Here is a 25056-nt window from a genome sequence, read left to right as displayed (position 1 = left end):
AGGTGCGCCTGCTGCAATTTTTTCATACCCAAAGGAACAAGAACTTATGCTTTATCTCACTGCCCTGCAAGAGGGCTTACTGTACGGATTGTTGGCGCTGGGCGTTTACATCAGCCTGCGGGTGCTGGACATTCCTGACCTGACCACCGAGGGCAGCTTCGGTTTTGGCTCTGCACTGGCCGCCGTTTTGGCTGCCGGGGGCCACACCTATCTGTCCCTGCCCATTGCCTTTTTAGGCGGCATGGCCGCCGGACTAATCACCGGGCTGCTGCAAACCAAGCTGCAAGTACACCCGGTACTGGCCGGTATCATCACGATGAGCGGACTGTACTCCGTTAACTTGATTGTTCGGGGCGGCCCCAACCTGTCCATCGGCGCCGCCAATCTGTTTAAGCAGTTCTATAAGGCGCTGCACCTGACCGGCGATCAGCGCAAGGTGGCCGGTGCGCTGCTGGCGCTGGCGATCTGCCTGGTAGTGACCCTGCTGCTGATTGTATTCTTTAAGACCCATGTGGGCCTGTGTATCCGCGCTACCGGCGACAATCAGGATATGGTGCGCGCCTCCTCCATCAATGTGGACGCCACTCTGATCCTGGGGCTGTGCATCAGCAACGGACTGATCGGTCTGGCAGGCGCACTGGTGACCCATTATGTAGGTTACAGCGACACCTCCACCAGCAACGGCACGCTGATCTACGGCCTGGCCGCTGTCATTATCGGCGAGGCGCTGTTTGGCAAGCGGGGCGTCACCGTGGGGCTGATCTCCGCCGTGTGCGGCTCCGTGATCTACAAACTGATCGTCACCTTTGTGGTGGATATTGAGCTGTTTGGCACCAACAGCGCCAATTTGATGAAGCTGATGTGCGCCGTGATCGTGGCTGCCACCTTTATTATCCCGGCTGCCAAGCGCACCGCCCGGAACCGCAAAGTAAAGAAGGAGGCCCGCCGCAATGCTTGATGTAAAGAATGTTTCCAAGACCTTTGCCAAGGGCACCGTCAATGAACACATTGCCCTGGAGAAGATCAATTTGCACCTGGATCGGGGCGAATTTCTCACCATTGTTGGCTCCAACGGCGCCGGCAAATCCACCCTGTTTAACCTGATCTGCGGCACCTTTATGCAGGACAGCGGCACCGTTACACTGGACGGGCAGGATATTTCCTTTCTGCCGGAACACAGGCGTGCCAAGTTGATCGGCCGGGTGTTCCAGGACCCGATGAAGGGCACCGCACCGAATATGACCATTGAGGAAAACCTGGCGCTGGCCTACACCCGCGCCCACTCCAGCGGGCTGGCGCTGGCTCTGTCTAAGAAAAAGAGCAACTTTTTCCGGGAGCAGGTGTCTCGCTTTAATATGGGGCTGGAGGACCGAATGAAAACCAAGATCGGTCTGCTGTCCGGTGGGCAGCGGCAAGTGGTCACCTTGCTGATGTGCACCATCTGCACCCCCAAGCTGCTGCTCTTAGACGAACACACCGCCGCACTGGATCCGGTCACCGCCAAAAAGGTGATGGACATTACCAACGAGATCGTGGCAGAAAACAACATCACCACCATGATGATCACCCACAATATGTCCTCTGCGCTGGCCACCGGCGACCGCACCATTATGATGGACAGCGGCCGAATCATCATTGACCTGGACAAGGAGCAAAAGGCCCATATGACCGTGTCGGACCTGCTGGCACTATATCGGGAAAAAGAGACCAAAGAGTTTGACACCGACCGCATTTTGCTGCAAAAAGAGGAGCCGACCCAATGAAATGTATCAGCTGGAATGTAAACGGCCTGCGGGCCTGTATGGGCAAGGGCTTTGCCGACTTTTTTGCTGCGGCAAACGCGGACCTGTTTTGCCTGCAAGAGACCAAGCTGCAAGCGGGACAGATTGACTTTGCGCCTCCGGGCTACCACGCCTACTGGAACTATGCGGAGAAAAAGGGCTACTCCGGCACCGCCATCTTCTCCAAGCAGGAGCCGCTGCGGGTGCAGTACGGCATGGGCAAGGAGGAGCATGACCGGGAGGGGCGACTGATCACCCTGGAATTTCCTGAATTCTACTTTGCCACCGTATATGTGCCCAATTCTCAGCGAGAGTTAACCCGGCTGGACTACCGTATGCAGTGGGAGGACGACTTTCTTGCTTATCTGCAAACCCTGGATCAAAATAAACCAGTGATCTTCTGTGGCGACTTGAATGTGGCCCACCGGGAGATCGACCTGAAAAATCCAAAGACCAACCACAAAAACGCCGGTTTTACCGATGAAGAGCGAGGCAAAATGACCGCCCTGCTGGGTAGCGGATTTACCGATACTTTCCGCTACTTTTACCCGGATGCCACCGGCGTATACAGCTGGTGGAGCTATATGTTCCACGCCAGAGAGAAAAACGCCGGTTGGCGTATTGACTACTTTATCACCTCTGACCGGCTGCAACCTAAATTACGGGACGCCAAGATCCACACAGATATTTTTGGCAGCGACCACTGTCCCATTGAGCTGGACATCGACCTGTAATCCACAACAAAAAGACCACCTGCGCAAGCAAAACCTGCGTAGGTGGTCTCTTTATTTATACCTAACAATATGCTGCTATTCTGTCGGTGCAGTCGGAGCGGGGATCAAGCCCAGCTCTGCTAATTTTGCTGTAATATCTTCAAAATTATAAATATGCGCAACGGGATAACCGGCTTTTTGACACACTGCGTCCACAAAAGAATCTCTTTGCTGTCTGCTTTGCGCTTGGTGGCTTTTATCATCCAACTCTAAAAGCGCAAGTACCTGCAAATTATCCGGCTTGCACAGCACAAAATCAACATGCTTTTTACTGACCATATTGAAATACTTTATGCGGTCTTTGCCTTGCTTTTGACTGCTTACATCTACCAGATCAGCCAATCGAACCTTAGCCAAAATGTGCAGATTGTGCCGATCACAAATGGGCTTTAATTTTTTATAAAACGCCCATTCATTCTTTGTCAGCAGCAATTTTTTGGTGTACGGCAAATCTGCTTCCGCCGCACCCGGCTCGGGCGTTACCTGCTCCACGGGCTGTGCATTTTGCTTGCGTGTTCCCAGCAATACATTCAGCACCACAGACACAAGCGCGACCAACGCCAGTATGCCAATCACAACATATATCACTTTTCGATCCTCTTTTCTTTTTTTCCGTTTTATTCCTGCACTTCGATGGTATCGATCACCACATCATTGACCGGTTTATCCCCGGGGCCGCAGGGTACGGCAGCGATGGCGTCCAGCACATCGGCACCGTCGATCAGCTGGCCGAACACCGTGTGGTGGAAGTCCAGCCAGGGGGTGCCACCCACCTGCTTGTACTGCTCTACCACTTCCGTAGGATAGCCCTGGTCAGACAGCGCCTCCATTTGGTCAATCAAATTGGCGGGTACAGACTTCGCCTGGACCACAAAGAACTGGCTGCCGTTGGTGCCGGGGCCGCTGTTTGCCATAGACAGAGCGCCATAGTAATTGCGGGCGTCCAGCGCGAACTCATCCTCAAAAGGTTTGCCCCAAATGGACGCGCCGCCGCAGCCGGTACCGGTAGGATCGCCGCCCTGGATCATAAAATCCTGAATCACCCGGTGGAAGATCAGGCCGTCATAATAGCCGTTCTTGGCGTGGGTGATAAAATTCTCCACCGCCTTGGGCGCCGCTTCGTCCAGCAGCACAAAGGTCATATCGCCGCGGTTGGTTTTGATCACAGCTTTTTTGCCGTCTTTCTTTTCTAACTGATTCATCTTAATACTTCACTTTCTCATTGATTTTTTGCAGCACCGCCGGGTCGATCTTCGCCACCTGGCGGTCATAGGTCATCAGACCGTTGATCTCGTCCTCCACATCCGTCACCTGTGTATAAACGGTGGCAGCCAGGCCGGTTTTGATCTGGGGAATGATCACCTTGTTAAACAGTTTTTGGTACGCCGCCGTCAGCTTTTCCTTGCTGGGATAAACTCGGTAGCCAAAAGTGCGTTCGTTCCAGGTGTGACCGGGCGTTTTCAGCGCATAACCGCCAAACTCTGTCAGCAGCCAGGGCTTGTCGCCGGCGTGCACCCGAATGGGGGTAAAATAAATGTGCTTGCTGATCACATCACTGTCGCCGCAGGGGTGCCAGCCGCTGGCGGCGTCCACCGTGCGGGTGGGATCCCATTCTTTCAGCAGATTGTAGGCCACCGTAGAATCAAACTGACCCCAGCCCTCATTAAAGGGCACCCACATGGCAATACAGGGGCAGTTATACAGGGCGTCCACCATCTCCCACAGTTCCTGATAGTACAGCTCACGAGCGGCCGCGTCCGTGCGCTTAAAGGTCTTATACTTCCGGTCATCCAGGGTAATACCCACAAAGGGAATCGCGGAGATCTCCAGCCCGTAGTGCCCGCCGCCGTTGATCATATCCTGCCACACCAAAATGCCCTGCACATCGCAGTAATGATACCAAAGAAGCGGCTCCATTTTAATGTGCTTGCGCAGCATATTAAAACCACAGCGCTTTACATGGGTCACATCGTACGCCATAGCTGCATTGGCCGGTGGGGTCAAAAAGCCGTCCGGGTAATACCCCTGGTCCAGCAAACCGTTATGGAAATAAGGCTTATTGTTCAAAAACAGACGGGGCAGACCGTCCAAGTCCCGACCGACAGAGAACTTGCGCATACCGAAATAGGAACGGATCACCTCGCCGCAGGCCTCAAATTCCACCTGATAGAGAAACGGCGACTCCGGGCTCCAGGACTTAAAGTCCGGCAACGGCACATCTGTGTCCGTCGTGTCGGCGACCAAAGTCTCGCCGTCATAAATGCGGGTGCGTACATGGTCGGTGCCAAAGAATTCAAAATGCACGGCGGCGCCGTCATAATTCGGCGTGATCCGCACCTTCTCCAGGAATTCCACCGGCGTGGACTCCAGCCAAACGCTCTGCCAAATGCCGCTTTGGGGCGAATACCAAATACCGCCACGCTTGGTCTTTTGTTTTCCCCGGGAATACTGATTTTCGTCCGTAAAGTCCTGCACAGATACTTCCAGCTTGTTCTCCCCCGGTTGCAGGGCCTCTGTCAGCTCCAAAGTAAAGGGTGTGTAGCCCCCCTGATGGCCGCCCACCTGCACACCGTTTAAGTACACGGTGCACATTTGGTCCACCGCGCCAAAGTGCAGGAACACCCGCCCCCGGTTAAAGTTCTCCGGCAAAGCAAAGGTGCGCCGATAGTGCAGGTACTCACCGGGCTTTAAGGTGCGCTCCACCCCGGAAAGCGGCGTCTCCGGCGAGAAGGGCACGCAAATGGCCGTGTCCATCTGTACCGGCACGGTGCTGTCCCTGGTAAAGGCACACTGCCACATACCGTTTAAGCTCAGGTACGAATCCCGCACAAATTGCGGGCGCGGATACTCAGACAGCGGACAACTTTTGTCCAACTGCTTCCCCCATTCAGTCAGCATCATAAGTTCTCTCCTCACTTACAATTTTGCAGTCCTCAATGCGTACATGTTTATTACAGATCCGCAGCGCTGCCTTTTTATGAGACACAATAATGCAAGTCACATTTTGCAGCGCTTTCAGATTTTTCAAAAAGCGATGTTCCGTTTCCTCGTCCAGCGCGGAGGTGGCCTCGTCCAGCAGCAGCACCGGGGATTTGGACAGCAAACTGCGGGCAATGGCCAGCCGCTGCACCTGCCCCTCGGACAGGCCCATACCCCGCTCGCCGATCACAGTCATCAAACCCTGGGGCAATTCGTTGATAAAGGTGTCTGCACAGGCGATCTCAACGGCCCGCTGCACCTCCTCGTCCGTAGCGTTACTGTTAATAAACTTCAAATTATCCAGTATCGTGCCGGACAGAAGCATATTCCCTTGGGGCACATAGGCAAACAGTCGGCGGGTGTGCTTGTCTGCCGGGATATGGCTGCCGTCCGCCATCTCCAAGTAAATAGAGCCGTCCTGGGTAGGAAACACGCCCAGCAGCAACTTCAGCAGCGTGCTCTTGCCGATACCGGAGATGCCGGTGATGGCCACAAAGTCCCCTTTGTTAATGGTCAGTGAGGTATGATCCAGGATCACATCCCGGTCATAGCGGAAGTCGATATGATCGAACTGCAACGCCCGCAGATCCCGGTAAGCGGACGGTACATCCACATCGTCTGCGTTGCTGCTCTCCTCCTCCGGCAGATTCTCGATCTCCATCAGTCGCTCCGCAGAAGCAATGATGGCAAAATACTTGGGCATAATACCGGACAAAGAAGCAAACGGCCCCTGAATTTGGTTCACCAGCTGGAGCATGGCGGTAACTGTACCGTAGTCCAGCCCGTTTAGCAGTCGATAGGCGCCAAAGGCCAGGGCAAACACATAGCCGATATTAAAGGTGGTAGACAGCCCGGCGTTGGCGGCAATGCCAAAGAAGCGCCGCTTCATACGCGCCACATAATTCTCCTGTTGCAGCACATCCGTCTGCTGGTTGATCTTGTCCTCCGCCACAAAAGTCTTGATCACCAGCAGATTGCTGATGGTCTCTTGCATAAAGGAGCGGGTCTTGCCCTCCGTTTGCTGGACCTGCTTGTGCAAACGCTTTAAGGTCTTGCGAAACATACGGGTAGACAGGAACACAAACACCCCGCCCACCAAAAAAGCAAGGGCAAACACCTTGTCAATAATCACTAAGTAAATAAAGGCACTAAGCAGCTTGACGATAAAAAACACCACATTGGGCAACAAGGTGGTATAGCCGTCTGTAATCACCTGCACATCGTTAAACAGCAGATTATTCAGCTCGCCGGTATGATACTTGGACACACTGGCGTAGTCCTTTTTAATGAGCACCTGGAGCATATGCTTTTTGAAGATCATATCCAGGCGCGCCTTGCATCGCTCGGAAAAGCTGCTGCCGATTAGATTCAGTGCCATCTGCACCATGATCAGGATCAGCAGATAAATGGCATAGCGCACCACATAACCCCAGTCCTTGTATTCGGTAGCGCCGTTAATGATATGCTTGGAAAAATTGGCAAAGCACACAGACAGCGCCGCGCCCAGCGCGTTGGTAAACAACAGTACCGCCGCTTTAGGCAGCTGGCTCTTGCCGATGGCAGTCATCCAGCGAATGGCAGCCCAATCGGAGCGAGAGGGCTTTCGTTTGGTCCGGTTCAGGATCGTTCACCTCTTTTAAAAATATGGCGACGGATCCAGCCGCAGCCTTTATGGACAAACATGATCAGCGGGCGCACCGGGTACAGTGCCACCCACACCCGGCTGTACAGCCGGTAGCGGCGACTGTTTTGGCAGTCCACATATCGCTTTCCGTCCTTATAGAACCCGGCCAGCACGCCGCAAATGCTGTCGTCCGTAACATATTCCTTTTGAAGCCGATTGTCGCCGATAATTACATAATCCTCTGGGCGCACCCGCACAATACGATGCATAATGTACTTGCCGCCGGGGGTGCGATACACCGGCACATCGTACTTCTTTAGCCGCCCCCGGGGACGCACGATAATAATATTGTCCCGCCCTTGATGAATCAGCGGCCACATAGAGGTTCCACGGGTCAGCCCGGTATAAATGCCCTTTTCGGCAATGATCTGTTCAATGCTGTCGTACATACTTGCGAAAGCTCCATTATCTTAAAACAAAATATATCTATTTCAGTATAACAGATAGCTGGATTTTATGCAACTGTGTTGACCCAAAGAAAAAAAGGTGTTATACTGTAAAAAAACAAAAGAGCCGCGGTTCCCGGAAGGGATCAAATCGGAAGCACGGTGCAACGCCGTCACAACCGCCATTACCGTGATCGAGTTTTGCTCTGCACAGGCCATTGCGCAAGCGAGAAGGCGCAGAGCGAGTATATCGTAAGTCGGGACACCCGCCGCAGGCTTTGGATCGCAAACACACTTTTGGGCTTAAGGGAAAGATGTGGAGGCAGCGCTGGTATAACTGCGCCCTTTTCTGTCCCCTGCCCATGGCAAGGGACTTTTTATTTTGCAAAGAACACGAAAAAGCATTGCACTGCTGATGTTGGCACTGGCGCTGTTCTTTACCGGCTGCACGGCCGGAGCCAACGAACAGACCGGTCCCTCTCCGCAGAGTCAAACCGTTACGGCAGCCGGAAAAGCGGATACAACCGCCGCCAAGGCCGGTTCCAATACGGTCACCGGCACCACAGCCAAAGGCGCAGCGGCAGCCGGAACCACCGCCAAAACCGATGGTGCAAAAAGCAGCACCCCCACCGGCAGCACAGCTGCCAAAGCAAAGGGCAGCAGCGGCAAAAGCACAACCACCACCCGCGCCGCAAACAGCGCCAAGTGGCAGGGCGGCTCCGCCGGCCTGATCCCCACCGGCGGTACCACCCGCAAACAAACTACGCAGAAGCACACCACCAAGCGGCACACGACTCCCCAGTCCAAAACCGTGACCTGTACCATTACGGTGGAATGCAAGAATATTCACAAGCACATGAGCCAGCTGAAAAGCGGCCACGAGCGCTTTGTACCGAACGACGGCTACATTATCCACGCAGAGAGCCACACGGTGAATCGGGGCAGCACTGCCTACGATGTGCTGAAGCTGGCTTGCAACGCCCACGGCATACGCCTGACTGCCAAGAGCACTTCCTACGGTGTCTATGTGGTGGGGATCAACAACCTGGATGAAAAGGACTGCGGCAGCGCCAGCGGCTGGATGTACAAGGTCAACGGCACCGTACCTATGACCTCCTGCGGCAAATATAAAATGGACAACGGCGACAATCTGGTATTCTATTATGTATGCACCGGAGCCGATCGCTAAAGCGATATTTGCAGGTTTCACCTGTTCAAATAAAAAATAAAACGGAGGACAAAACAATGAAAAAACTGATGAGCACCTGCACTGCGCTTTTGCTGGCTGTGTGTATGCTGCTGCCGGCTTACAGCGCTTTTGCTGCAACCGACAACGACAAGATTGGCCAACGCCTGGAAAAGGTGGCGAGCCAGACCGAGGGCGCTACCAACTACCTGTACAAGGATAAGGACTTCGGCGTGGCCGACGCAGTAGACATGCTGGCTGCTGTGCGCAACTTCGATGCCAGCGATGCACAGGTGGAGGGCTTTATGGCTGCTGTGGAGAAAGAGCTGAAGGCGAACGGCGGCAAGCTGTATTACCCGGTGCCGGTATATGATGACAACTATGCACAGATCGGCACCAACAACACAGAGGAGCTGGAGCTGTATGCTGCCGTCATCTGTGTGTATGACGCCCTGGGCAAGGACTACACCGATGTGGCCGGCTATGACTTGAGCAAGCTGATGCAAAACTGCGGCACCGCTGTTTACGGCACCAACTACTACCTGTACCGCCTGGTGACAGAGGCCTGCGCCATTGTGGACGCGCCCCAGAGCTTTGTGCAGTCTGTGATCAAGAACCTGACCGATCTGTACAAGATGGGCGAGGGTCCGGATTTTTGGGGCGGTTACGGCGCATCTGCCGACGACCTGGGCGCGTTCCTTACCGCTTTGGCCCCCTATGCTGACGATTACAAAACCTACATTGACGACGCTGTGGAGCTGCTGGAGAAAAATGTGTCCGACGCAGGTTACACCAGCTGGGGTTCTGCCAATGCAGACTCCACCGCTATGGCACTGATGGCTTACAGCGCCTTGGACGATCAGGAAAAGGCGGACAAGGCCTACGACCTGCTTTGCAAATTCGAGTCCAAGACGACCGGTGTGTTCACTTACGACGGCGAGGAGAATTCGCTGGCCACCAAGGACGCTCTGACTGCACTGGGCTACTACACCGACCACCTGATCGGCCGCATTGTGATCGATCCTGATGATCCGACAGAGCCGACCACCAAGAAAAACGCCGAGAAGACCACTGCAAACAAGAGCACCAAGGAAACCACCAAGAAGAGCACTTCCAAAAAATCCCCGGCCACCGGCAACAATGCCGCTGCCGCCGGCGTGATGGCCATTACCGCTGCCGGCGTTTGCCTGCTGCTGGCCAAAAAGCGCAAATAAACCGTTCTAAACACAGACCGCACCTCACAAGGGGTGCGGTTTTTTCGTTGCTTTTTTTACCGCAAGTGTACGCAATTTGCGTATATCCTAACTCAAATCTTTTTGTTGTATCGGATTGACAAAAGCACCAATCCACACTACAATATAAAGTATATGCGAACGGTGGCGAACCGTACGGAAAGGGAAAGAATAATAGATATAATGATTGAGAAGAACTGTCCTCATTGCGGGGCGGCCATGCCGGAGGAGGCGCACTACTGTTTGCAGTGCATGACCCCCTGTACCCCGGCACAGCCCAGTACCGCCTATTTGAAATCCTGCGCAGAACATAGCCAAAAGCGTATCAACCGCAAGCAGATATCCGCTGTGCTGGCAGCAATGATTCTGCTGGTGGTACTGATTCCCAGCGTGATGGCGGCACCGCTCCTGCAGCAAAATACCGTCACCGCACAGGGTGCCCTCACCGGCACCGTACAGGCGGCGGAAACGGAGGCGGAAGCGCAGCCAAAGACACTGCTGGGCAAAGTGAAAAAAGCCGCGAAAAAAGCGGAGCAAAAGATACAGAGCGCCACCGGCAAGATGAAAGAGGCGGTGGGCATTGCCCCCACAGCGGAAGAAAAGCAGGCCATGGCCAACGAGGCCGCGAAGCAGGCCGCCCAACAGGCGGAAAGAGACAACCGCTCCACCGGCAACCGGGGTAATACCGGCAACACAAACTATCTGGGGAACGGCGGTGCAAGCAACGGCAACGGGCACAGCACCACCGGCACCACGGCCCCGTCCACAAACGGCACCACCAAGCCCGGCAGCACCACCACAACGACCACCACGAAACCGACCACCCAGCCGGAAAACACAGCCCTGCCCAAGCCGGAATATAACAAATACGAGTACACCTTGGACGGCGACTATGCCAAGGTGACCAAATACACCGGCAACGCCAAAGTTGTGGTACTCCCTGCCGCCATTGACGGACATCAGGTGAAATACTACTGTACCGGCACCTTTACAAATAAGGATATAGAACTGGCCGTTTTTGAGGATTTTGAGGTCTACCACACCTTGTGGGTACAAAACGCAGTTTTCAAAGACTGCAAAAAGCTGAAAAAGGTGGTATTTCCCAATCACGCTGACCTGGGCATTCTTCCCAACTTTGCCTTGGGCTGTACCGCTTTGAGCAAAATTGAAATCGACAACTGGCAATATAAAATGCAGGACGGCGTGCTGTACTACTACAACACAAATAGCTGGGCTGCTCAATACTACTGCGAGGGCTACACAGCCACCCGCTGGAATGTGGCGGAATACTGTACGGGCATCAACTGTGAAGAATCCTTAAAAAACAATGCCCATATTCACCAGCTGCGGCTGAATTCCTATGTGAGCTGTCCCCCCGGTTACAAACTGCCGGAGAGCCTGCAGGCCATCTATGTGGCAGAGGATAATAAGCAGTATTTTAGCAAAGACGGTGTGCTCTACTATGGGCCGAACACCAACAACCCCAACCGCCTGTTTTGTTATCCGGCCGACAAACCAGCCGTCACCTATACCATACCGGAAAATACAGTCTTCGATATGGGGTTCGTCAAGAACAAACACTTAAAGACCTTGGTGATTCCCAAGAGTGCAACGGTATATGACAGCACGCTGAAATACATTTGCCGCGGCACGGTGTTCCCAAATTTGGAGACCATTAAAGTACAAAAAGGCAGCCCCCACGTGGATTATATCCGCACCACATTCACCGGCAAGGTGATCGTATATTAAGGAGAACCGTATGGCAAAAAACACCAACGATCTGCTGGATCAGCTGGCAGACAACAACTGCTCCATTGACGACTACCTGGAAGAGAACCGGGAGGATATGATCGTTTTGGCAGCCAAGGATTTTTGGGAGGCAGCCATTGAACGCAGCGGAATGTCCAAGTGCAATATTATCAACAAGGCAGACTTTAACTACTGCTATTTTTACGATATTGTCAATGGGCGCAAGATCGCGTCCCGAGACAAGGTGATCCGCCTGATTCTCAGTATGCACCTGACCACCGACGACTGCCAGGAGGCACTGCGTATCAGCGGCCGCTCCGCCCTGTATCCCAAGGTACAGCGGGATGCACTGCTGATCTACGGGATTGAGAACCGCTACACCGTGGATGAAACCAACCAGCTGCTTTCCGCCCATGGGGAGGATACGCTCCGATGAGCAAAACAGAGAAAACGGAGATCAGCGACCTGCGCCGCTATATGGAACAGTCCCTGGCAGAGCACTACACGCAGGTTATTACATTTAAGGATCGGGGAGACAGCTTTGTGTCTTTGTACGCCCACAAAGACAGCGGCCAAAAAGTGCTGCTGCGCCGCTCCGGCAACCGCAACGACGGTGTGTACCGCGCTCTGCGAGGCAAGCGGCTGTGTAATTTGCCTATGGTTCTGGAAGTGTGCTCTGAAGAGGCACACCTGCTGGTGTTGGAAGAATATATAGAAGGGCGCACCCTGGACAAAATTCTGGACAGCGGTCAACTGACTTCGGCGCAGGCAGCAGCCTATACCATTGACCTGTGTCATGCGCTGGATGAACTGCACAACCTGGGTATTGTCCATCGGGATATTAAGCCCGCCAATGTGATGATCACTCCGGAGAACCGAGCGATTTTGCTGGATCTGAGCATTGCCCGGGAAATCAGCAGCGACCAGCAGGACACCCGCAGTCTTGGCACCGTAGGCTATGCGGCACCAGAGCAGTACGGCGTGGCACAAAGCAACCGCGCCACTGACCTGTACGCCTTAGGGGTACTGCTGAATACCATGATCACCGGCGTGCACCCGGCAGTGGATATTCCCCGCGGGCCCATTCGCCACATTGTGCAAAAGGCCACGGATACGCAAATATCCAAACGGTACAAATCTGCCGCTGCTATGGCTCGCGCCCTGCGTCCTTATGTACGGTTATAAAAATCAAGAAGTGCCCGATTAAGCGTCGGGCACTTCTTTACTTTTGTCTAAAAATTGTCACCCCTGGCACAATAAGCGCATAGACTGGAAGGGGTGATACTTATGTTCTCTGCGCTACTCTCTTTTTTAAGCGCCAATGTGCTGCTGTTTATTCTACATATTGACGGCAGCAGCAGTTTTCCAAAGCCTTTATCCGCCAAAGAGGAGCGGGCGGTACTGGAGCGACTGCAAGACGGTGACCCGGCGGCGCGAGCCACGCTCATTGAGCGCAATCTGCGGCTGGTAAGCCATATTGTAAAAAAATACTACTCCCGCACCAACGATACGGAGGATTTGGTAAGCATCGGCACCATTGGGCTCATCAAGGCCATAGACAGTTTTGACCCATCCAAGGGCACCCGCTTGGCCACTTACGCCAGCCGGTGTATAGAGAACGAGATCCTGATGTACTTCCGCGCCCAGCGCAAGACCAGCGGCGAGGTGCACCTGGGCGATGCCATTGAGATAGATAAAGACGGCAATCCCCTGACCCTGCAAGATGTGATCCGCGATGAACGGGATATGGAGCAGGAGCTGGAACAAAAAATCCGATGGGAAAAGGTGCGCCGCTACATTGAAGCCATGCCGGAGGGGCGGGAGCGGGAAATTTTGGTGCTGCGCTACGGTCTGGACAATCAAAAACCGCTGACCCAACGAGAAGTTGCGCAGCGGTTAAATATCAGTCGTTCTTATGTAAGCCGCATTGAAAAGAGCGTACTCACCGCCATTCGACGGGCGGTCCAGCCGGAAAAAAACGGCAAAAAGCAACGCAGCCGATCAACGATCAAATAAATTGCTACCGTCACAGGCAATAGCCACCGTTAAGGGGAAATCGGCAAATTCCAGTTCCTTTACCGACTCGCAACCCAGATCTTCATAGGCGATCACTTTGCAGGTCGTAATGCACTTGGAAGCCAGCGCACCGGCGCCGCCAATGGCACACAGATACACAGCCTTGTTGCGTACGATCGCATCACACACGGCGGCGTTGCGCTCGCCCTTGCCTACCATAGCCACCACGCCGGCGTCCAACAGGCGGGGGGCATACGGGTCCATACGGCTGCTGGTGGTGGGGCCGCAGGCACCCACGGCCAAGCCCTCCGGCGCAGGCGTAGGCCCGGCGTAGTAGATCACTGCGTCTTGCAGATCATAGGGCAGCGGCTCCGCGGCGTCCATGGCAGCCACAATGCGCTTGTGCGCCGCATCTCGGGAGGTATAAACACGCCCGGACAGCAGCACCCGATCCCCGGCGTGGAGCCGCGGGGCCATTTGGCGCAGCTGGGCGCAATTCAATTTATATTCCATTACTCTTGCTCCTGCAACCGGGCGCGCAGTGCGCGATTTTCGCTTTCCAGTGCTTCCAGCACGGCTATATTCTGCCGCAGCTCCCGATTGGCTTCTTTTAGTTGAAAGTCCAGATTTTTATTGACGATCTCCAGTCGCTGGCATTCAAAATTCACATCTTCCAGCGCAGCCATCAAGCGAGAGATCTCCGCTTGCAGGCGCTCTAAATCCGTTTGCACCGGACACTCCCCCTCTCTTTAGGGACAAACAGGAGGCGAAAAACCGCCTCCTGCAATGATCTGTTACATATCAATATCGGTGTCGATCTCAAAGTAGCGAGAACCGAACCAATGCTCCTTAATGGAGTAGGATTTCTCCAGCGCCTTGGTATCTGCGTCACCGTCAGAAGAAGCCATGGCCTGCTGGGCGGTGTACTTCCATGCGGGCATATTTGTCTGCTTCACGAAGTACATAATATGATAGCCGTAGTCCGTCTGTACCATGGCCACATCGCCGCTCTTACGGCTGCTGTCAAAGCACCAGTTGCCAAAGGAGTTCACCATCTGACCGGGATATACATTCTCGTACAGGCCGCCGTCTTTGGCGTTGTTGTCCGCAGAATTGTCCTTCGCCAGCTGGGCAAAGGCGTCCTCGGTCTTCTTGCCGCTGTTATACTGGGCCAAAATCTTCTCAGCCTTCTTTTTGGCGTCATTCCACTGCTTGGTGGTCGCCTGAGCGGCGGAAGTGTTTTTGCTATTCGTCTCCGGCTTAATGAGAATATGGCGTACATTAACGGTCTTGGTCTCAGACAGAGCCACCGGGCGCAGAACATACACCACAGAGGTGCTGTACTGCTTTACGTCACCGGCCTTGCGGTCCTTGCTGTACAGCCAGTCCAGGCCGGGATACTTGGTGCTGTCCTTGCTGTCCGCAGTGGCAATGGCCATCTGCTGGTTCTTCAAGGTGGTCTTGGTCACATCCAGCTGGGTGGAGTAACCGGCAGCCTTATAGGCTTTCTTGTAGAAATCGGAGGAGGCATACGCGCTGCACAAAGCAGTGAAGTTGGAACCGTCGCTCTTCAACGCCTTGGCAAAGGCCTTGGCATCATCCTCGGTGTCGCACTCAAAAGCACGAATGCTTACGCTCACCAAGTCGTCCCGATTTTCTTTGAGATACTTGTTATAATCGTCCTCGGAGTAGGTCTTGCTGGCCTTTTTCTCAGACAGGTCATTTTTATAATTCTGGGCAATGTAGGCGATCTTGGCCTCCTGGCGGAACGTCTTTTCCGTTACGCCGCGGCCCATGGCCTTTACAAGATATGCGCTTAAGGTATAACCGTACTTATGCGCCTGCTCCTTGTACTGCTTCATGGTATCATCAATGTCGCTCTGCTGCTCATCGGTGATCTTCGGTTCTTTGCCGTCGTTGGCCTTTACAGCCTCCAGGTAGTACATATAATTGGACTTGATGGTCTCCAGCACTTCGTCGTGCAGGTACTCCAGCCAAGTGACTTCCTTATTGTCGTCATTCTTGGTGGTTTGCTTAGATAGGGGCTTGTCAAAGTCCACATCCAGGTGGTACTTGCTCAAATCCAGGCCGTACTTCTGGTACTGGCTCTGCTGGCTCTGCATATTGTTGTAAGTCGTAGCAAAGTAGTAGTTGTATGTACTTACTTTAATATTGGCCTTTTGGTCCTTGCCGTCGGTAACGGTCAGCGCCGTCACCGTCTGGGCCGGCCAGCCCAGGTAGCTGATAAAGCCCTTTCGCACGGCACCGGTGGCCACATAGGTCACCAGCAGCGCCACCACAACCACCACCGCAATCACAGAGGTCGCGATCTTCTTGGTGCGCTTAGCCATCTGCAAGGCGGCCTTTTTGCTGCCCAGTGCAGCCAGCTGGCTTTGCAGTGCCTTGAGCTTTTGCTGCTCTTTTTCTTTCTTCTCGGTATCGCTCTCTGCGGCAACGGCGGCCTTGGTAGCCTCGATTTCCTTTAAGAGCTTTTCCTTCTTGGCAGCCAACTTAGCTGCGTTCTTTTCTGCCTTTTTCGCAGCGGCCTGCTTTTTCTTCTCAGCCTTTTTGTTGTCGGCGTCGGAAGAAAGGGTCTTGCCGCCGGTCAAAAGATCGTCGTCCAGTTCTTTTTTGTCTTTTGCCATTTGTCAATCATCCTTAATTCGTTAGAATTTACTAAAAACAATGCAAAGATATTTTACACTACTTGCTAAAATATTACAAGGGTTTTTTGTTTTTTTTCAATAAAATATACAAAAAAGCAGGCGTTCTCCGGAGAGAGCGCCTGTTCCCTTTGGGTTTTGGAATTATTCGCCGGTGGTGCCGGAGGCAGCAGAGCTGCCGGTGTTGCCGGAGGTAGCAGAGTTGCCGGCGGTGGTGCTCTCCTCCGGCTTAGCCTGGGTGGCCTTCTTCATCGCCGTCTTGTGCTCCTTTACGGCACAGCCGTCGACCATCTGGGTCTCCCGGTTGGAGAGAATGTCCTTTTTACAGTTGTACTGGTACTGAGGGCATTTGTCAATGAAATACATAATGTGGTAGCCGTACTTGGACTTTACAATGGCCACATCGCCGTACTTGCGGCTGTCGTCCATAGCCCATTTTTCAAATTCGGGCACCATGGCACCCTTTTTGGTGCCCTCAATCATACCACCGAAAACGCCCTGACCGCCTGCGGAGGTAGAATTGGTATCGGCGCTGTTTTCCTCCGCCAGCATGGCAAAATCATACTCGGTCTTGTCCGTCTTGTTGTACTGTGCCAGCAGCTTTTCAGCCTTTTCCTTGGCAGCTGCCCACTCTTTTTTGGTGTACTTCTTCTCGGTGGAGGAGGTGCTGCTGTTCTTGCTGTCTTCCCCGGGTGTCACCAGCAGGTGCCGCACGGAGTACACGGTGGTCTCGTCCAACTTAGGTGTGCCGGTCTTGATAAACAGATAGATAAATCCGTTTTCCTCGTCGCAGTAATAAGTGGTGTCGCCCACCTTGGTGCTGTCGTTAAACAGCCACTGCGTGGTCTCCTTGCCATAGGAGGTGTCCTTGGCGGTCATGGTGTTCTCCACATACTCGCTGAGCCCATCCACAGCCTTGGCCTCATTCTCAAAGTAGCCGCCGGCTACATACCGCTTGATCAAATCCGCGCACACAGTGGGAATCATCTTTTTCATATCCTTTACAGAATGGATCTTGGTCAAGTACTCCTTTGCCTTTTTCACCGACGCTGCCTTGGTCTCTGCGCTGGTGGTGTCATAGGTCATCTCAATAAAGGCAAAGGCGCAGTTGTAATAATCCTTACTGTGCGCCTTATAGAACGCATTGTATTCCGCATCGCTGATGTTGGAACGGGTCAGCGTGTGGCGATAATAGTTCTCAGCAATATATGCCTGCTCCTGCACGGTCTCCAGCGTGGCAGCGGTGCAGTAATCGCCGAATTCTTTCTCAATATAATCGTCCAGGGACTGATTCGCCTCGGAGGCGCTGGACTTTAAGCTGTCCATCTGCTCCTTGATGCTCTTCTTCTGATCCGCCGTCAGGGTAATACCCGCTGCCTGCCCAGCCTCATAATACGAGGTCACATACTGAATCTGATCCACGGTCTTGTCCTTGAACATTTGCAGCCATGTAATCTTCTCCCCATCAGAATTAGTCACATACTGCTTGCTGTAATCCTTGGTTGAGTCCAAGTCATAGTAGCCGTAATTGGCGTAGTTCAGGTAGTTCTGAACGATACGGGAATAATAGTAGTTGTATGCGCCCAGGGACACTTTTGTCTCACCCACCGTCAGGGCCGTGCCGCCGGGATTGAGCATTTCGCCCTCTTTGCCGTTAGGCACGGTGTAGTAACGTACACCTAACACTGCCAATACAGCCACCACGGCTGCAAACAGCAGACAAAACAGAGCGATCTTCAAAGGTGCCGTACGCACAGTAACCTGCTTTTCGCCGCTGTTTGCCGCAGGCGCAGCAGGTACAGACTCTGCCGGACGAGGTTTCTCCGCCGGCATCTGAATCTCATACTGATCATCGGCCAGGAAATTGTCATCCAAAGTAGGCGCCTGAGCCTCAAATTCCCAATTATCGTTTTCCTCATAACGCACAGAGGGCTTGGTTGCTTCCGGCGGTGCCGTATCCTTCTGCGGCTCATCACCGGACCATTTTTTCTCGTCGTCCATAGAACAATGCTCCTTTGTTTCAATGTCTTATCAATTATACTATACTTAGACTGCGGTTGCAACCTTTCTTTGCCGATGAAGGTGTAAACAATCTGTAAATCCCCCGCCCTTGCAAAATTCGCTGTCTTGTAGTAATATAGGGGCAGAAAACGCCAAGAAAAGTGCAGCCCCCCTGCACGGAGAGTGTATATGAAAGAAAAACTTGCCGCGCTAAAAATCGAATATCGCACCAACCCGGGCTGGTGTTGGCTCCTTGCCATCCTGTTTCTCTTTCCCCTGCTGCCGGAGTATGTAAGTCCCTTTATTCTGTTTGCGGGCTTTATCGTCTTTAAGGTGCAATGGAGCCGGGAGAGGCGAAAGGCCAAGGTGGGCACCATCGGCAAAATGATGATGCTGTTTATGGGCTATGCCCTTCTCAGCACCCTGTGGTCCCCCACGCCATTTTCCACTTTTTCCACCGCTGCGCTGTGGTGGGGTATGTTTCTGCTCCAGGTGATGATCTACAACTTGGCCCGCAGCCGGGACAAGATTGATGCGCTGCTGCAAACCTGCACCGCCAGCGCCTGCGTCAACGGCGTGATCGGCACCTTGCAGATCTGCGGCTACACCCTGAACCGCTACGACTGTATTCCGGACGGCGCCGTGCTGGTAACCCCGCTGTACAAGGGACTGGACAAATTCGTTTACACCCACCTGCCCTTTGCCATCAGCACCAAAACCTTTGACTCCCGAGCCAGCGGCACTTTTTCCAATCCCAATCTGCTGGCCACCCATATGGTGATCGCCTATCCCATTTCCATTTACCTGTTCTTAAACGCCAAGACAAAAAAGCAGAAAGTGCTGTGCTTTCTTGCCAATGTGCTCATCAGTGCCGGGCTCAGTTCCACCCTAACCCGCGCCGGCTGCGTGATTGCTTTGGCCGGCTGGGTCTTTATGTTCATTGTACTGTGCCGCCGGTACTGGAAGCAGATGCTCACCATCTTCCTGCCCACCATTGCAGTGATCGTGCCCTCCATTCTCACCCGGTACGGCATTATCTTCTCCTCCGGGGGCAACGGCGAGGCAAAAAAGTCCTCTGTGGCGCACTTTAATATTTGGGAAAGCCTGATTGATTATGTGCTCTCCCACACCCGGGCATTTTTCATCGGCACCGGCTTCGGATGTGAGGAAACCGGCAACATTCTCAAGTATATGTATAATCTGGACAAACCCCACGCCCACAATTTTGTTATTGAATTTTGGGTAGAGCTTGGGGTGGTCGGTATTATTCTGCTGGGCATTCTCCTGATCTGGAGCGCCGGCAAACTGCTGGAAATCAACACCAACAATTCCAGAAAGCTGACCCTTGTGTTTTGCGTGTTCACCTCCCTGGTGCTGTACCTGGGTTTTGGGCTGTCGGACTTTATCTTCAACTCCCCCAAGCAGATGATCTTTTTGTTCCTGTTGCTGGGGCTGACCCAATCCATCAGCTACTGCTACGACAAAACCGTCATTACAGACGCCCGCACCCTGGAACGGGCCGCCCGCAAAGAGATCCGCAACACCTTAAACCAATAAGCAAGAGCCGTCTGCCTGGGGCAGACGGTTTTTCATTTTATTTTTTAACACAGGTATATTGCAAATCCCGTATGAAAGTGGTATGATTTGGGGCAGTATAGGTTTGTAATTCTACTAAATCTAATTAAATGAGGAAAAAGAATGAATATTATTGTTGTTGGCTGTGGTAAGATCGGCTCCACCCTGGTGGAGAGCCTGTCCGCCGAAGGGCACGATGTAGTGGCGCTGGAAAAGGACGCCCACGTTCTGGAACAGATCACCAATATGTATGATGTGATGGGCGTCTGCGGCAACGGCGCCGACTGTGAGACCCTGGAGGAAGCAGCGGTAGACAAGGCGGAACTGGTGGTGGCGGCCACCGGCTCGGACGAGATGAATATGCTGTGCTGCTTTTTTGCCCGCAAAATGGGCGCCAAGCACACAATTGCCAGAGTGCGTAACCCGGAGTACAACGACCGTTCCCTTGGCTTTATGCGCCAGCAGCTGAACCTTTCTATGTCCATCAACCCGGAGCTGCTTACTGCACAGGAGCTGTTTAATATTCTCAAAGTGCCCTCTGCGGTGAAGATTGAATACTTCTCCGGGCGAAATTTTGAAATGGCAGAGTTGCGCCTGCGAGAGGACTCTATACTGGACGGCATTCGCCTGATCGACCTGCAAAAGAAGTACCATACCCGGGTGCTGATCTGTGCCGTGCGCCGGGGAGAACAGGCGTTTATCCCTGACGGCAACTTTATTCTCCATGGGGGCGACAAAATCAGCTTGACCGCCTCTCCGGCTGAAATTCAAAAGCTGCTCAAACGCCTGGGCGTGCTGCGCAAGCAGGCCAGAGATGTAATGATCCTGGGTGGCAGCCGCACTGCCTTTTACTTGGCCAAAATGCTTTCCAACACCGGCAACAATGTTAAGATCATCGACCAAAATCGGGCACGCTGCCGGAATCTGTGTGAGGCCCTGCCAAACGCTGTGATCATTAACGGCGATGGCTCCCAGCAGGAGCTGCTGTTGGAGGAGGGGCTGCGTTCTATGGACGCCTTTGTAGCACTCACCGGCATTGATGAGGAAAACATTTTAATGTCTTTGTTTGCTGCGTCCCAGAATGTACCCAAGGTGATCTCCAAGTTCAACCGCAACGAACTGGGCGATATGGCGGAAAAGCTGGGGCTGGACTGCCTGGTGTCGCCGAAAGACATCACCTCCGATGTGGTGGTTCGCTATGCCCGTGCCCTGCGCAATTCCCAGGACAGTAATATGGAAACGATGTATAAAATTATGGACGGCAAGGCGGAGGCGCTGGAGTTCAAAGTCTGCGGCAGCTCTGCCATAACCCAAACGGCGCTGAAAGACCTGGCATTAAGGCCAAACACCCTGATCGCCGGGATCATTCGAGGCAGAAAAACCATTATTCCCACCGGCGAGGACAAGATTATGCCCGGAGACAAAGTCGTGGTGCTGGCTGCCAATCGCCGCTTGCACGACCTGACGGATATTATTAAATAAAGATTAGAGGAACAGAAACCATGAACCGTAAAATGGTATTTTACATGATCGGTAAGATCGTTCAGGCGGAGGCAGCCATGCTGCTGTTGCCGCTGGTGGTGGCGCTCCTCTATAAAGAAACGCCGCTGCCCTTTCTCATCACCATCGGCATAGCCCTGGTGCTGGGTATCGCCCTGTCGCTGATCTTTAAGCCGAAAGACCGGGTGATCTACGCCAAAGAGGGCTTTGTAATCGTGGCCTTTGCCTGGATTGCCCTGTCCCTGATCGGTTGTATTCCCTTTGTGCTCAGCGGCGCGCTGCCCAACTTCTTTGACGCTTTTTTTGAGACAGTCAGCGGCTTCACCACCACCGGCGCCTCGGTAATGGCCGATGTGGAATCCATGCCCCACGGAGTGCTGATGTGGCGCAGCTTTACCCACTGGGTAGGTGGTATGGGTGTGCTGGTCTTTATTATGGCCATCATCCCCTCAGTTACGGACCGCTCCATTCACATTCTGCGAGCGGAAATGCCCGGTCCCATTGTGGGCAAGCTGGTACCCCGCGCCAAACAGACCGCGCGGATTCTCTATTTGATTTATGTTTTTCTCACCGCAGTGGAAGTCATCTTTCTGGTATGCGGCAAAATGCCCCTGTTTGACGCACTGGTGCATTCCTTTGGCACCGCAGGCACCGGCGGCTTTGGCATTAAAGCAGACAGTATCGGCAGCTACTCCACCTATTGTCAGGTGGTCATTACCATATTTATGCTGCTGTTCGGCGTCAACTTTAACCTGTATTTTCTGGCGCTGTTGCGCAACTTCCGCTCCCTATTCAAAAGTCAGGAATTGTGGTGCTACCTGGGCATCTTCGGTGTGGCAACGGCGCTGATCACCGCCAATATTTACAATCTGTACCACAGCCTGGGCAAGGCGTTGCAGCTATCCACCTTTCAAGTGGCGTCTATCCTGACCACCACCGGCTTCTCTACGGCAGACTTTGACCTGTGGCCGGATCTGTCCCGTTCCATTTTATTCCTGCTGATGTTTGTGGGCGGCTGTGCCGGTTCTACTGCCGGCGGACTGAAGGTCTCCCGCGTCATGCTGCTGTTTAAACTCATACGCCGGGAACTACGTCACATGCTGCACCCCCGCTCCGTAGGCGTGGTCAAATTAGAAGGCAAGCGGGTAGACAACGCGACCTTAAACGGCGTCAGTGCCTACTTTCCCATTTATTTTGCCTTCATCGCCGGGATCTTTCTAATCCTTTCGTTGGAGCCGAACTTTAATATAGAGAGCAACCTGTCCGCCACGGTGTCCTGCTTTAACAACATCGGTCCCGGCCTGGGGCTGGTGGGTCCGGTGCAAAGCTATACCGGATACTCGAACTTGTCCAAATTTGTCCTGTCCATGGCAATGCTGCTGGGGCGGTTGGAAATCTTCCCGCTTTGGTTTGCACTCTCCCCCTCCACCTGGTCCAAAAAATAAAAAGCGCAAGCAAAGACGCACAAGTCCGTAAAGACAGTCAATATAAAAACCCTCTTGATGTAAAATATGCACCAAGAGGGTTTTTATATTTTTTCCCGCTTTGCGCACACTAAGAATATGGAATCGCAAAAAATGCAAGCGCTGCGTCTATCCCTGGAGATCGGTGCGGCTATGATGGAAAGCGGTGGCGAAGTGCGCCGCACAGAAGATACAGTCACCCGGATCAATTATGCCGCCGGTGCCACAGATGCCCAGGTGTGGGCTGTGCCGGGCATACTCACCGCCACGGTGATCCTGGCGGACAACACCACCCATACCGGCACCAAGCGCTTGGGACCGGAGGAAATTGACCTGGCAGAGCTGGATCGACTAAATACCCTGTCCCGCCGCCTGTGCAGGGGCGAGACGGTAGACTGGACTGTCACCAAACGCCGGATATACAGCAGGCGCACCCGACTGCTATGCACCTTTTTGGCCACTGCTGCCTTTTGCATTTACTTTGGCGGCACTTGGGCAGAAGCGGTGCTGTGCGGCGGATTTGGCATTTTAGTGTCCGGCTATCGACCGGCACTGCAATCCGGCTTTACCGCCGTGCTGCTGGACGCCACAGTAGCCGGTCTACTGGCGTTTACGCCGCAGGCACTGGGACTGCCCCTACGGGGCGCCAACATACTCATTGGCACCATTATGTTGCTGGTGCCCGGGCTGACGGTGGGCAACGCGCTGCGAGATATGATTGACGGTGATCTGCTGGCCGGACTGCTGCAACTGGCAGAGGCAGTGCTGTGTGCCCTGGCTATCGCCCTGGGCTGTGCCTTTGCCCTTTGGCTGCCGGGGAGCGTGGGGCGGTGAGAGAGATCCTCTCCGGTGCCCTTGGCACTTTCGCTTTTTCTGTTTTAATGCAGGTGCCGCGGCGACTGCTGTTCTTTACAACTTTTGGCGGTCTGCTGTCCGGCACTGTATATCGGTTTGCCGAAGAAAATGGCATGGGGGCTTTTGGCGCCACCCTATGGGGCATGCTGGCCGTTGCCCTGTACGCAGAGCTGCTGGCGCGGGTGCTGAAAACCCCATCCACCGTACTGCTCTACCCCTCTACCGTGCCCCTGCTGCCCGGCAGCGCCATCTACTACGCCATGCAATACCTGTTGTGGGGCCAACCGAATCAAGCCGTTGCTTATGCTGCACAAACCTTACAGATCGCCACGGGTATGGGGCTTGGCGCTGTGCTGGTGGCGGTGCCTATCCGCCTATTGCGCGCACATCGAGAACAAAAATAATGCACCCTACCGGGATGGATCCCGGGCAAGGTGCATTTTTTATATTCTTTTTAATGTTAATGGCGGGTATCATCTTCAAAGCATTCGCAAAACCGCGCAGCAAACGCCGGCGGCTCCCCCGCCGCATACAGGTGGGACAAATCGCCAAACTGCTGCACACGGAAAGTGGCAATTCCTTGCTCCCGCTCCTCGGTCACCACTGTGGTAACGGAGGTGGGCAGCGCCACAAAATTGTGCCAAAGGGGCATCGGCGATACAGAGAGCAGGTGGCTGAGCAGCACCGCCTCTACACCAAAGTGACAAAACAGAACAATGGTATCATGATTGCCGTCTACCACATCAAACACTCGACCGTTGTGCCGATAGCCGTGCCGCGCCAGCAGGGTGTCCAAATGGCGGCATACATAGCGATACTCTTTCTCCACATTTTTGCTTTGCATCAGCCGCGTGTTCAACCACGCATCGGCCGAATAGTAATTGTCCTCCCTGCACCAGTAAGAAGGCAGCCGATCCCAACAGCCCTCCACTTTCAGCCCCCGGCGCACCTTGCCGCGGAATTCTTGCAGCCAATCCAGAGTCTCCGCGCTGCGCCCCAACCGCTGCAAAGTGGGTCGTGCCGTGTCCTGCGCTCGGCCCAAAGGTGAACAGTAAAATGCCTTTACATCTAATTTACACAGTCGCTCCGCCAACAGCTCTGCCTCCCGGAACCCCTTGGGGGTCAAAGAGTCCTTCTCATAGTCCGGATCGCCATGACGCACAATTAAAATTCGCATATCGTCACCGCCTTTCTTACGCCAGTATAACAGAAT

At 53.7% G+C, this 25056-nt stretch carries 23 protein-coding genes, 1 pseudogene and 1 riboswitch; of the genes and pseudogenes, 14 read left to right on the top strand and 10 right to left on the bottom strand.

Annotated features, from left to right (window positions below; genetic code table 11):
* Nucleotides 1-46 precede the first annotated feature (46 nt).
* The 3 genes from OGM59_02505 to OGM59_02495 are packed head-to-tail and all read left to right on the top strand — an operon-like array spanning nucleotide 47 to nucleotide 2515.
* Nucleotides 47-958: an ABC transporter permease gene (locus tag OGM59_02505; protein UYI91362.1), complete on the top strand. Its 912-nt coding sequence runs from the start codon at nucleotides 47-49 to the stop codon at nucleotides 956-958.
* Nucleotides 951-1763 (top strand): ATP-binding cassette domain-containing protein, encoded by an 813-nt coding sequence (locus tag OGM59_02500; protein UYI91361.1) that lies wholly within the window; start codon nucleotides 951-953, stop codon nucleotides 1761-1763. The genes OGM59_02505 and OGM59_02500 overlap by 8 nt, the downstream gene beginning before the upstream one ends.
* Nucleotides 1760-2515 (top strand): exodeoxyribonuclease III, encoded by a 756-nt coding sequence (locus OGM59_02495; GenBank protein ID UYI91360.1) that lies wholly within the window; start codon nucleotides 1760-1762, stop codon nucleotides 2513-2515. The genes OGM59_02500 and OGM59_02495 overlap by 4 nt, the downstream gene beginning before the upstream one ends.
* A 75-nt stretch (nucleotides 2516-2590) precedes the next feature.
* On the opposite strand, the gene OGM59_02490 is transcribed toward OGM59_02495, so the two are convergent.
* The 5 genes and pseudogenes from OGM59_02490 to OGM59_02470 form a co-directional block, all read right to left on the bottom strand.
* Complete coding sequence (locus OGM59_02490; protein UYI91359.1) at nucleotides 2591-3142, bottom strand: DUF2726 domain-containing protein; 552 nt, start codon at nucleotides 3140-3142, stop codon at nucleotides 2591-2593.
* A gap of 95 nt (nucleotides 3143-3237) precedes the next feature.
* Nucleotides 3238-3723, bottom strand: a pseudogene (locus OGM59_02485) (peptidylprolyl isomerase).
* 34 nt (nucleotides 3724-3757) lie between these two features.
* The gene (locus OGM59_02480) at nucleotides 3758-5455 is read right to left on the bottom strand and encodes a glycoside hydrolase family 2 (GenBank protein ID UYI91358.1); all 1698 of its coding nucleotides are present in this window, start codon (nucleotides 5453-5455) and stop codon (nucleotides 3758-3760) included.
* A complete protein-coding gene (locus tag OGM59_02475; protein UYI91357.1) occupies nucleotides 5442-7100 on the bottom strand; it encodes an ABC transporter ATP-binding protein/permease in 1659 nt (552 codons plus the stop codon). Before OGM59_02475 ends, OGM59_02480 begins: the two co-directional genes overlap by 14 nt.
* A gap of 50 nt (nucleotides 7101-7150) precedes the next feature.
* The gene (locus tag OGM59_02470) at nucleotides 7151-7606 is read right to left on the bottom strand and encodes a S24/S26 family peptidase (GenBank protein UYI91356.1); all 456 of its coding nucleotides are present in this window, start codon (nucleotides 7604-7606) and stop codon (nucleotides 7151-7153) included.
* 110 nt (nucleotides 7607-7716) lie between these two features.
* Nucleotides 7717-7892, top strand: a riboswitch (cobalamin riboswitch).
* A 93-nt stretch (nucleotides 7893-7985) separates the two neighbouring features.
* Between OGM59_02470 and OGM59_02465 the strand changes: the two genes are divergently transcribed.
* The 6 genes from OGM59_02465 to sigK all read left to right on the top strand — a co-directional run bounded on the left by OGM59_02465 (nucleotide 7986) and on the right by sigK (nucleotide 13786).
* Nucleotides 7986-8792 carry a DUF4430 domain-containing protein gene (locus tag OGM59_02465; GenBank protein ID UYI91355.1) on the top strand — a complete coding sequence of 269 codons (807 nt, stop codon included), beginning with the start codon at nucleotides 7986-7988 and terminating at the stop codon, nucleotides 8790-8792.
* 56 nt (nucleotides 8793-8848) lie between these two features.
* The gene (locus OGM59_02460) at nucleotides 8849-10003 is read left to right on the top strand and encodes a hypothetical protein (GenBank protein UYI91354.1); all 1155 of its coding nucleotides are present in this window, start codon (nucleotides 8849-8851) and stop codon (nucleotides 10001-10003) included.
* A 201-nt stretch (nucleotides 10004-10204) separates the two neighbouring features.
* The gene (locus tag OGM59_02455) at nucleotides 10205-11770 is read left to right on the top strand and encodes a zinc ribbon domain-containing protein (protein ID UYI91353.1); all 1566 of its coding nucleotides are present in this window, start codon (nucleotides 10205-10207) and stop codon (nucleotides 11768-11770) included.
* Nucleotides 11771-11780: 10 nt separating this feature from the next.
* Nucleotides 11781-12206, top strand: a complete 426-nt coding sequence (locus tag OGM59_02450; protein ID UYI91352.1) for a hypothetical protein — start codon at nucleotides 11781-11783, stop codon at nucleotides 12204-12206.
* Complete coding sequence (locus OGM59_02445) at nucleotides 12203-12955, top strand: serine/threonine protein kinase (protein ID UYI91351.1); 753 nt, start codon at nucleotides 12203-12205, stop codon at nucleotides 12953-12955. Before OGM59_02450 ends, OGM59_02445 begins: the two co-directional genes overlap by 4 nt.
* Before the next feature lie 102 nt (nucleotides 12956-13057).
* Entirely contained in the window at nucleotides 13058-13786 is a 729-nt protein-coding gene (sigK, locus tag OGM59_02440; protein ID UYI91350.1) for an RNA polymerase sporulation sigma factor SigK, read from the top strand.
* On the opposite strand, the gene OGM59_02435 is transcribed toward sigK, so the two are convergent.
* The 4 genes from OGM59_02435 to OGM59_02420 all read right to left on the bottom strand — a co-directional run bounded on the left by OGM59_02435 (nucleotide 13772) and on the right by OGM59_02420 (nucleotide 18450).
* Nucleotides 13772-14299, bottom strand: a complete 528-nt coding sequence (locus OGM59_02435) for a FumA C-terminus/TtdB family hydratase beta subunit (GenBank protein ID UYI91349.1) — start codon at nucleotides 14297-14299, stop codon at nucleotides 13772-13774. The genes sigK and OGM59_02435 overlap by 15 nt on opposite strands.
* A complete protein-coding gene (locus OGM59_02430; GenBank protein ID UYI91348.1) occupies nucleotides 14299-14517 on the bottom strand; it encodes a hypothetical protein in 219 nt (72 codons plus the stop codon). Before OGM59_02430 ends, OGM59_02435 begins: the two co-directional genes overlap by 1 nt.
* A 63-nt stretch (nucleotides 14518-14580) precedes the next feature.
* Nucleotides 14581-16431: a peptidylprolyl isomerase gene (locus tag OGM59_02425; protein UYI91347.1), complete on the bottom strand. Its 1851-nt coding sequence runs from the start codon at nucleotides 16429-16431 to the stop codon at nucleotides 14581-14583.
* Nucleotides 16432-16593: 162 nt separating this feature from the next.
* Entirely contained in the window at nucleotides 16594-18450 is a 1857-nt protein-coding gene (locus OGM59_02420) for a peptidylprolyl isomerase (protein UYI91346.1), read from the bottom strand.
* A gap of 189 nt (nucleotides 18451-18639) precedes the next feature.
* Here OGM59_02420 and OGM59_02415 point away from each other — a divergent pair, with 189 nt between their 5' ends.
* The 5 genes from OGM59_02415 to OGM59_02395 all read left to right on the top strand — a co-directional run bounded on the left by OGM59_02415 (nucleotide 18640) and on the right by OGM59_02395 (nucleotide 24247).
* On the top strand, nucleotides 18640-20007 hold the full coding sequence (locus OGM59_02415) for an O-antigen ligase family protein (protein ID UYI91345.1): 1368 nt from the start codon (nucleotides 18640-18642) through the stop codon (nucleotides 20005-20007).
* Between the two features lie 141 nt (nucleotides 20008-20148).
* Entirely contained in the window at nucleotides 20149-21507 is a 1359-nt protein-coding gene (trkA, locus tag OGM59_02410) for a Trk system potassium transporter TrkA (GenBank protein ID UYI91344.1), read from the top strand.
* Nucleotides 21508-21527: 20 nt separating this feature from the next.
* Nucleotides 21528-22970 (top strand): TrkH family potassium uptake protein, encoded by a 1443-nt coding sequence (locus OGM59_02405; GenBank protein ID UYI91343.1) that lies wholly within the window; start codon nucleotides 21528-21530, stop codon nucleotides 22968-22970.
* A gap of 132 nt (nucleotides 22971-23102) precedes the next feature.
* On the top strand, nucleotides 23103-23822 hold the full coding sequence (locus OGM59_02400) for a threonine/serine exporter family protein (protein ID UYI91342.1): 720 nt from the start codon (nucleotides 23103-23105) through the stop codon (nucleotides 23820-23822).
* Entirely contained in the window at nucleotides 23819-24247 is a 429-nt protein-coding gene (locus tag OGM59_02395) for a threonine/serine exporter family protein (GenBank protein UYI91341.1), read from the top strand. Before OGM59_02400 ends, OGM59_02395 begins: the two co-directional genes overlap by 4 nt.
* A 56-nt stretch (nucleotides 24248-24303) precedes the next feature.
* Here the strand turns inward: OGM59_02395 and OGM59_02390 are convergent, their stop codons facing one another.
* Complete coding sequence (locus tag OGM59_02390) at nucleotides 24304-25020, bottom strand: histidine phosphatase family protein (GenBank protein UYI91340.1); 717 nt, start codon at nucleotides 25018-25020, stop codon at nucleotides 24304-24306.
* Nucleotides 25021-25056: the final 36 nt, after the last annotated feature.

It is taken from the genome of Oscillospiraceae bacterium, from assembly GCA_025757685.1.
Taxonomy (GTDB): Bacteria; Bacillota; Clostridia; order Oscillospirales; family Acutalibacteraceae; genus CAG-217.
Note: the sequence above shows the minus strand (reverse complement) of the source record. Positions and strands in the feature narration are given on the sequence as shown.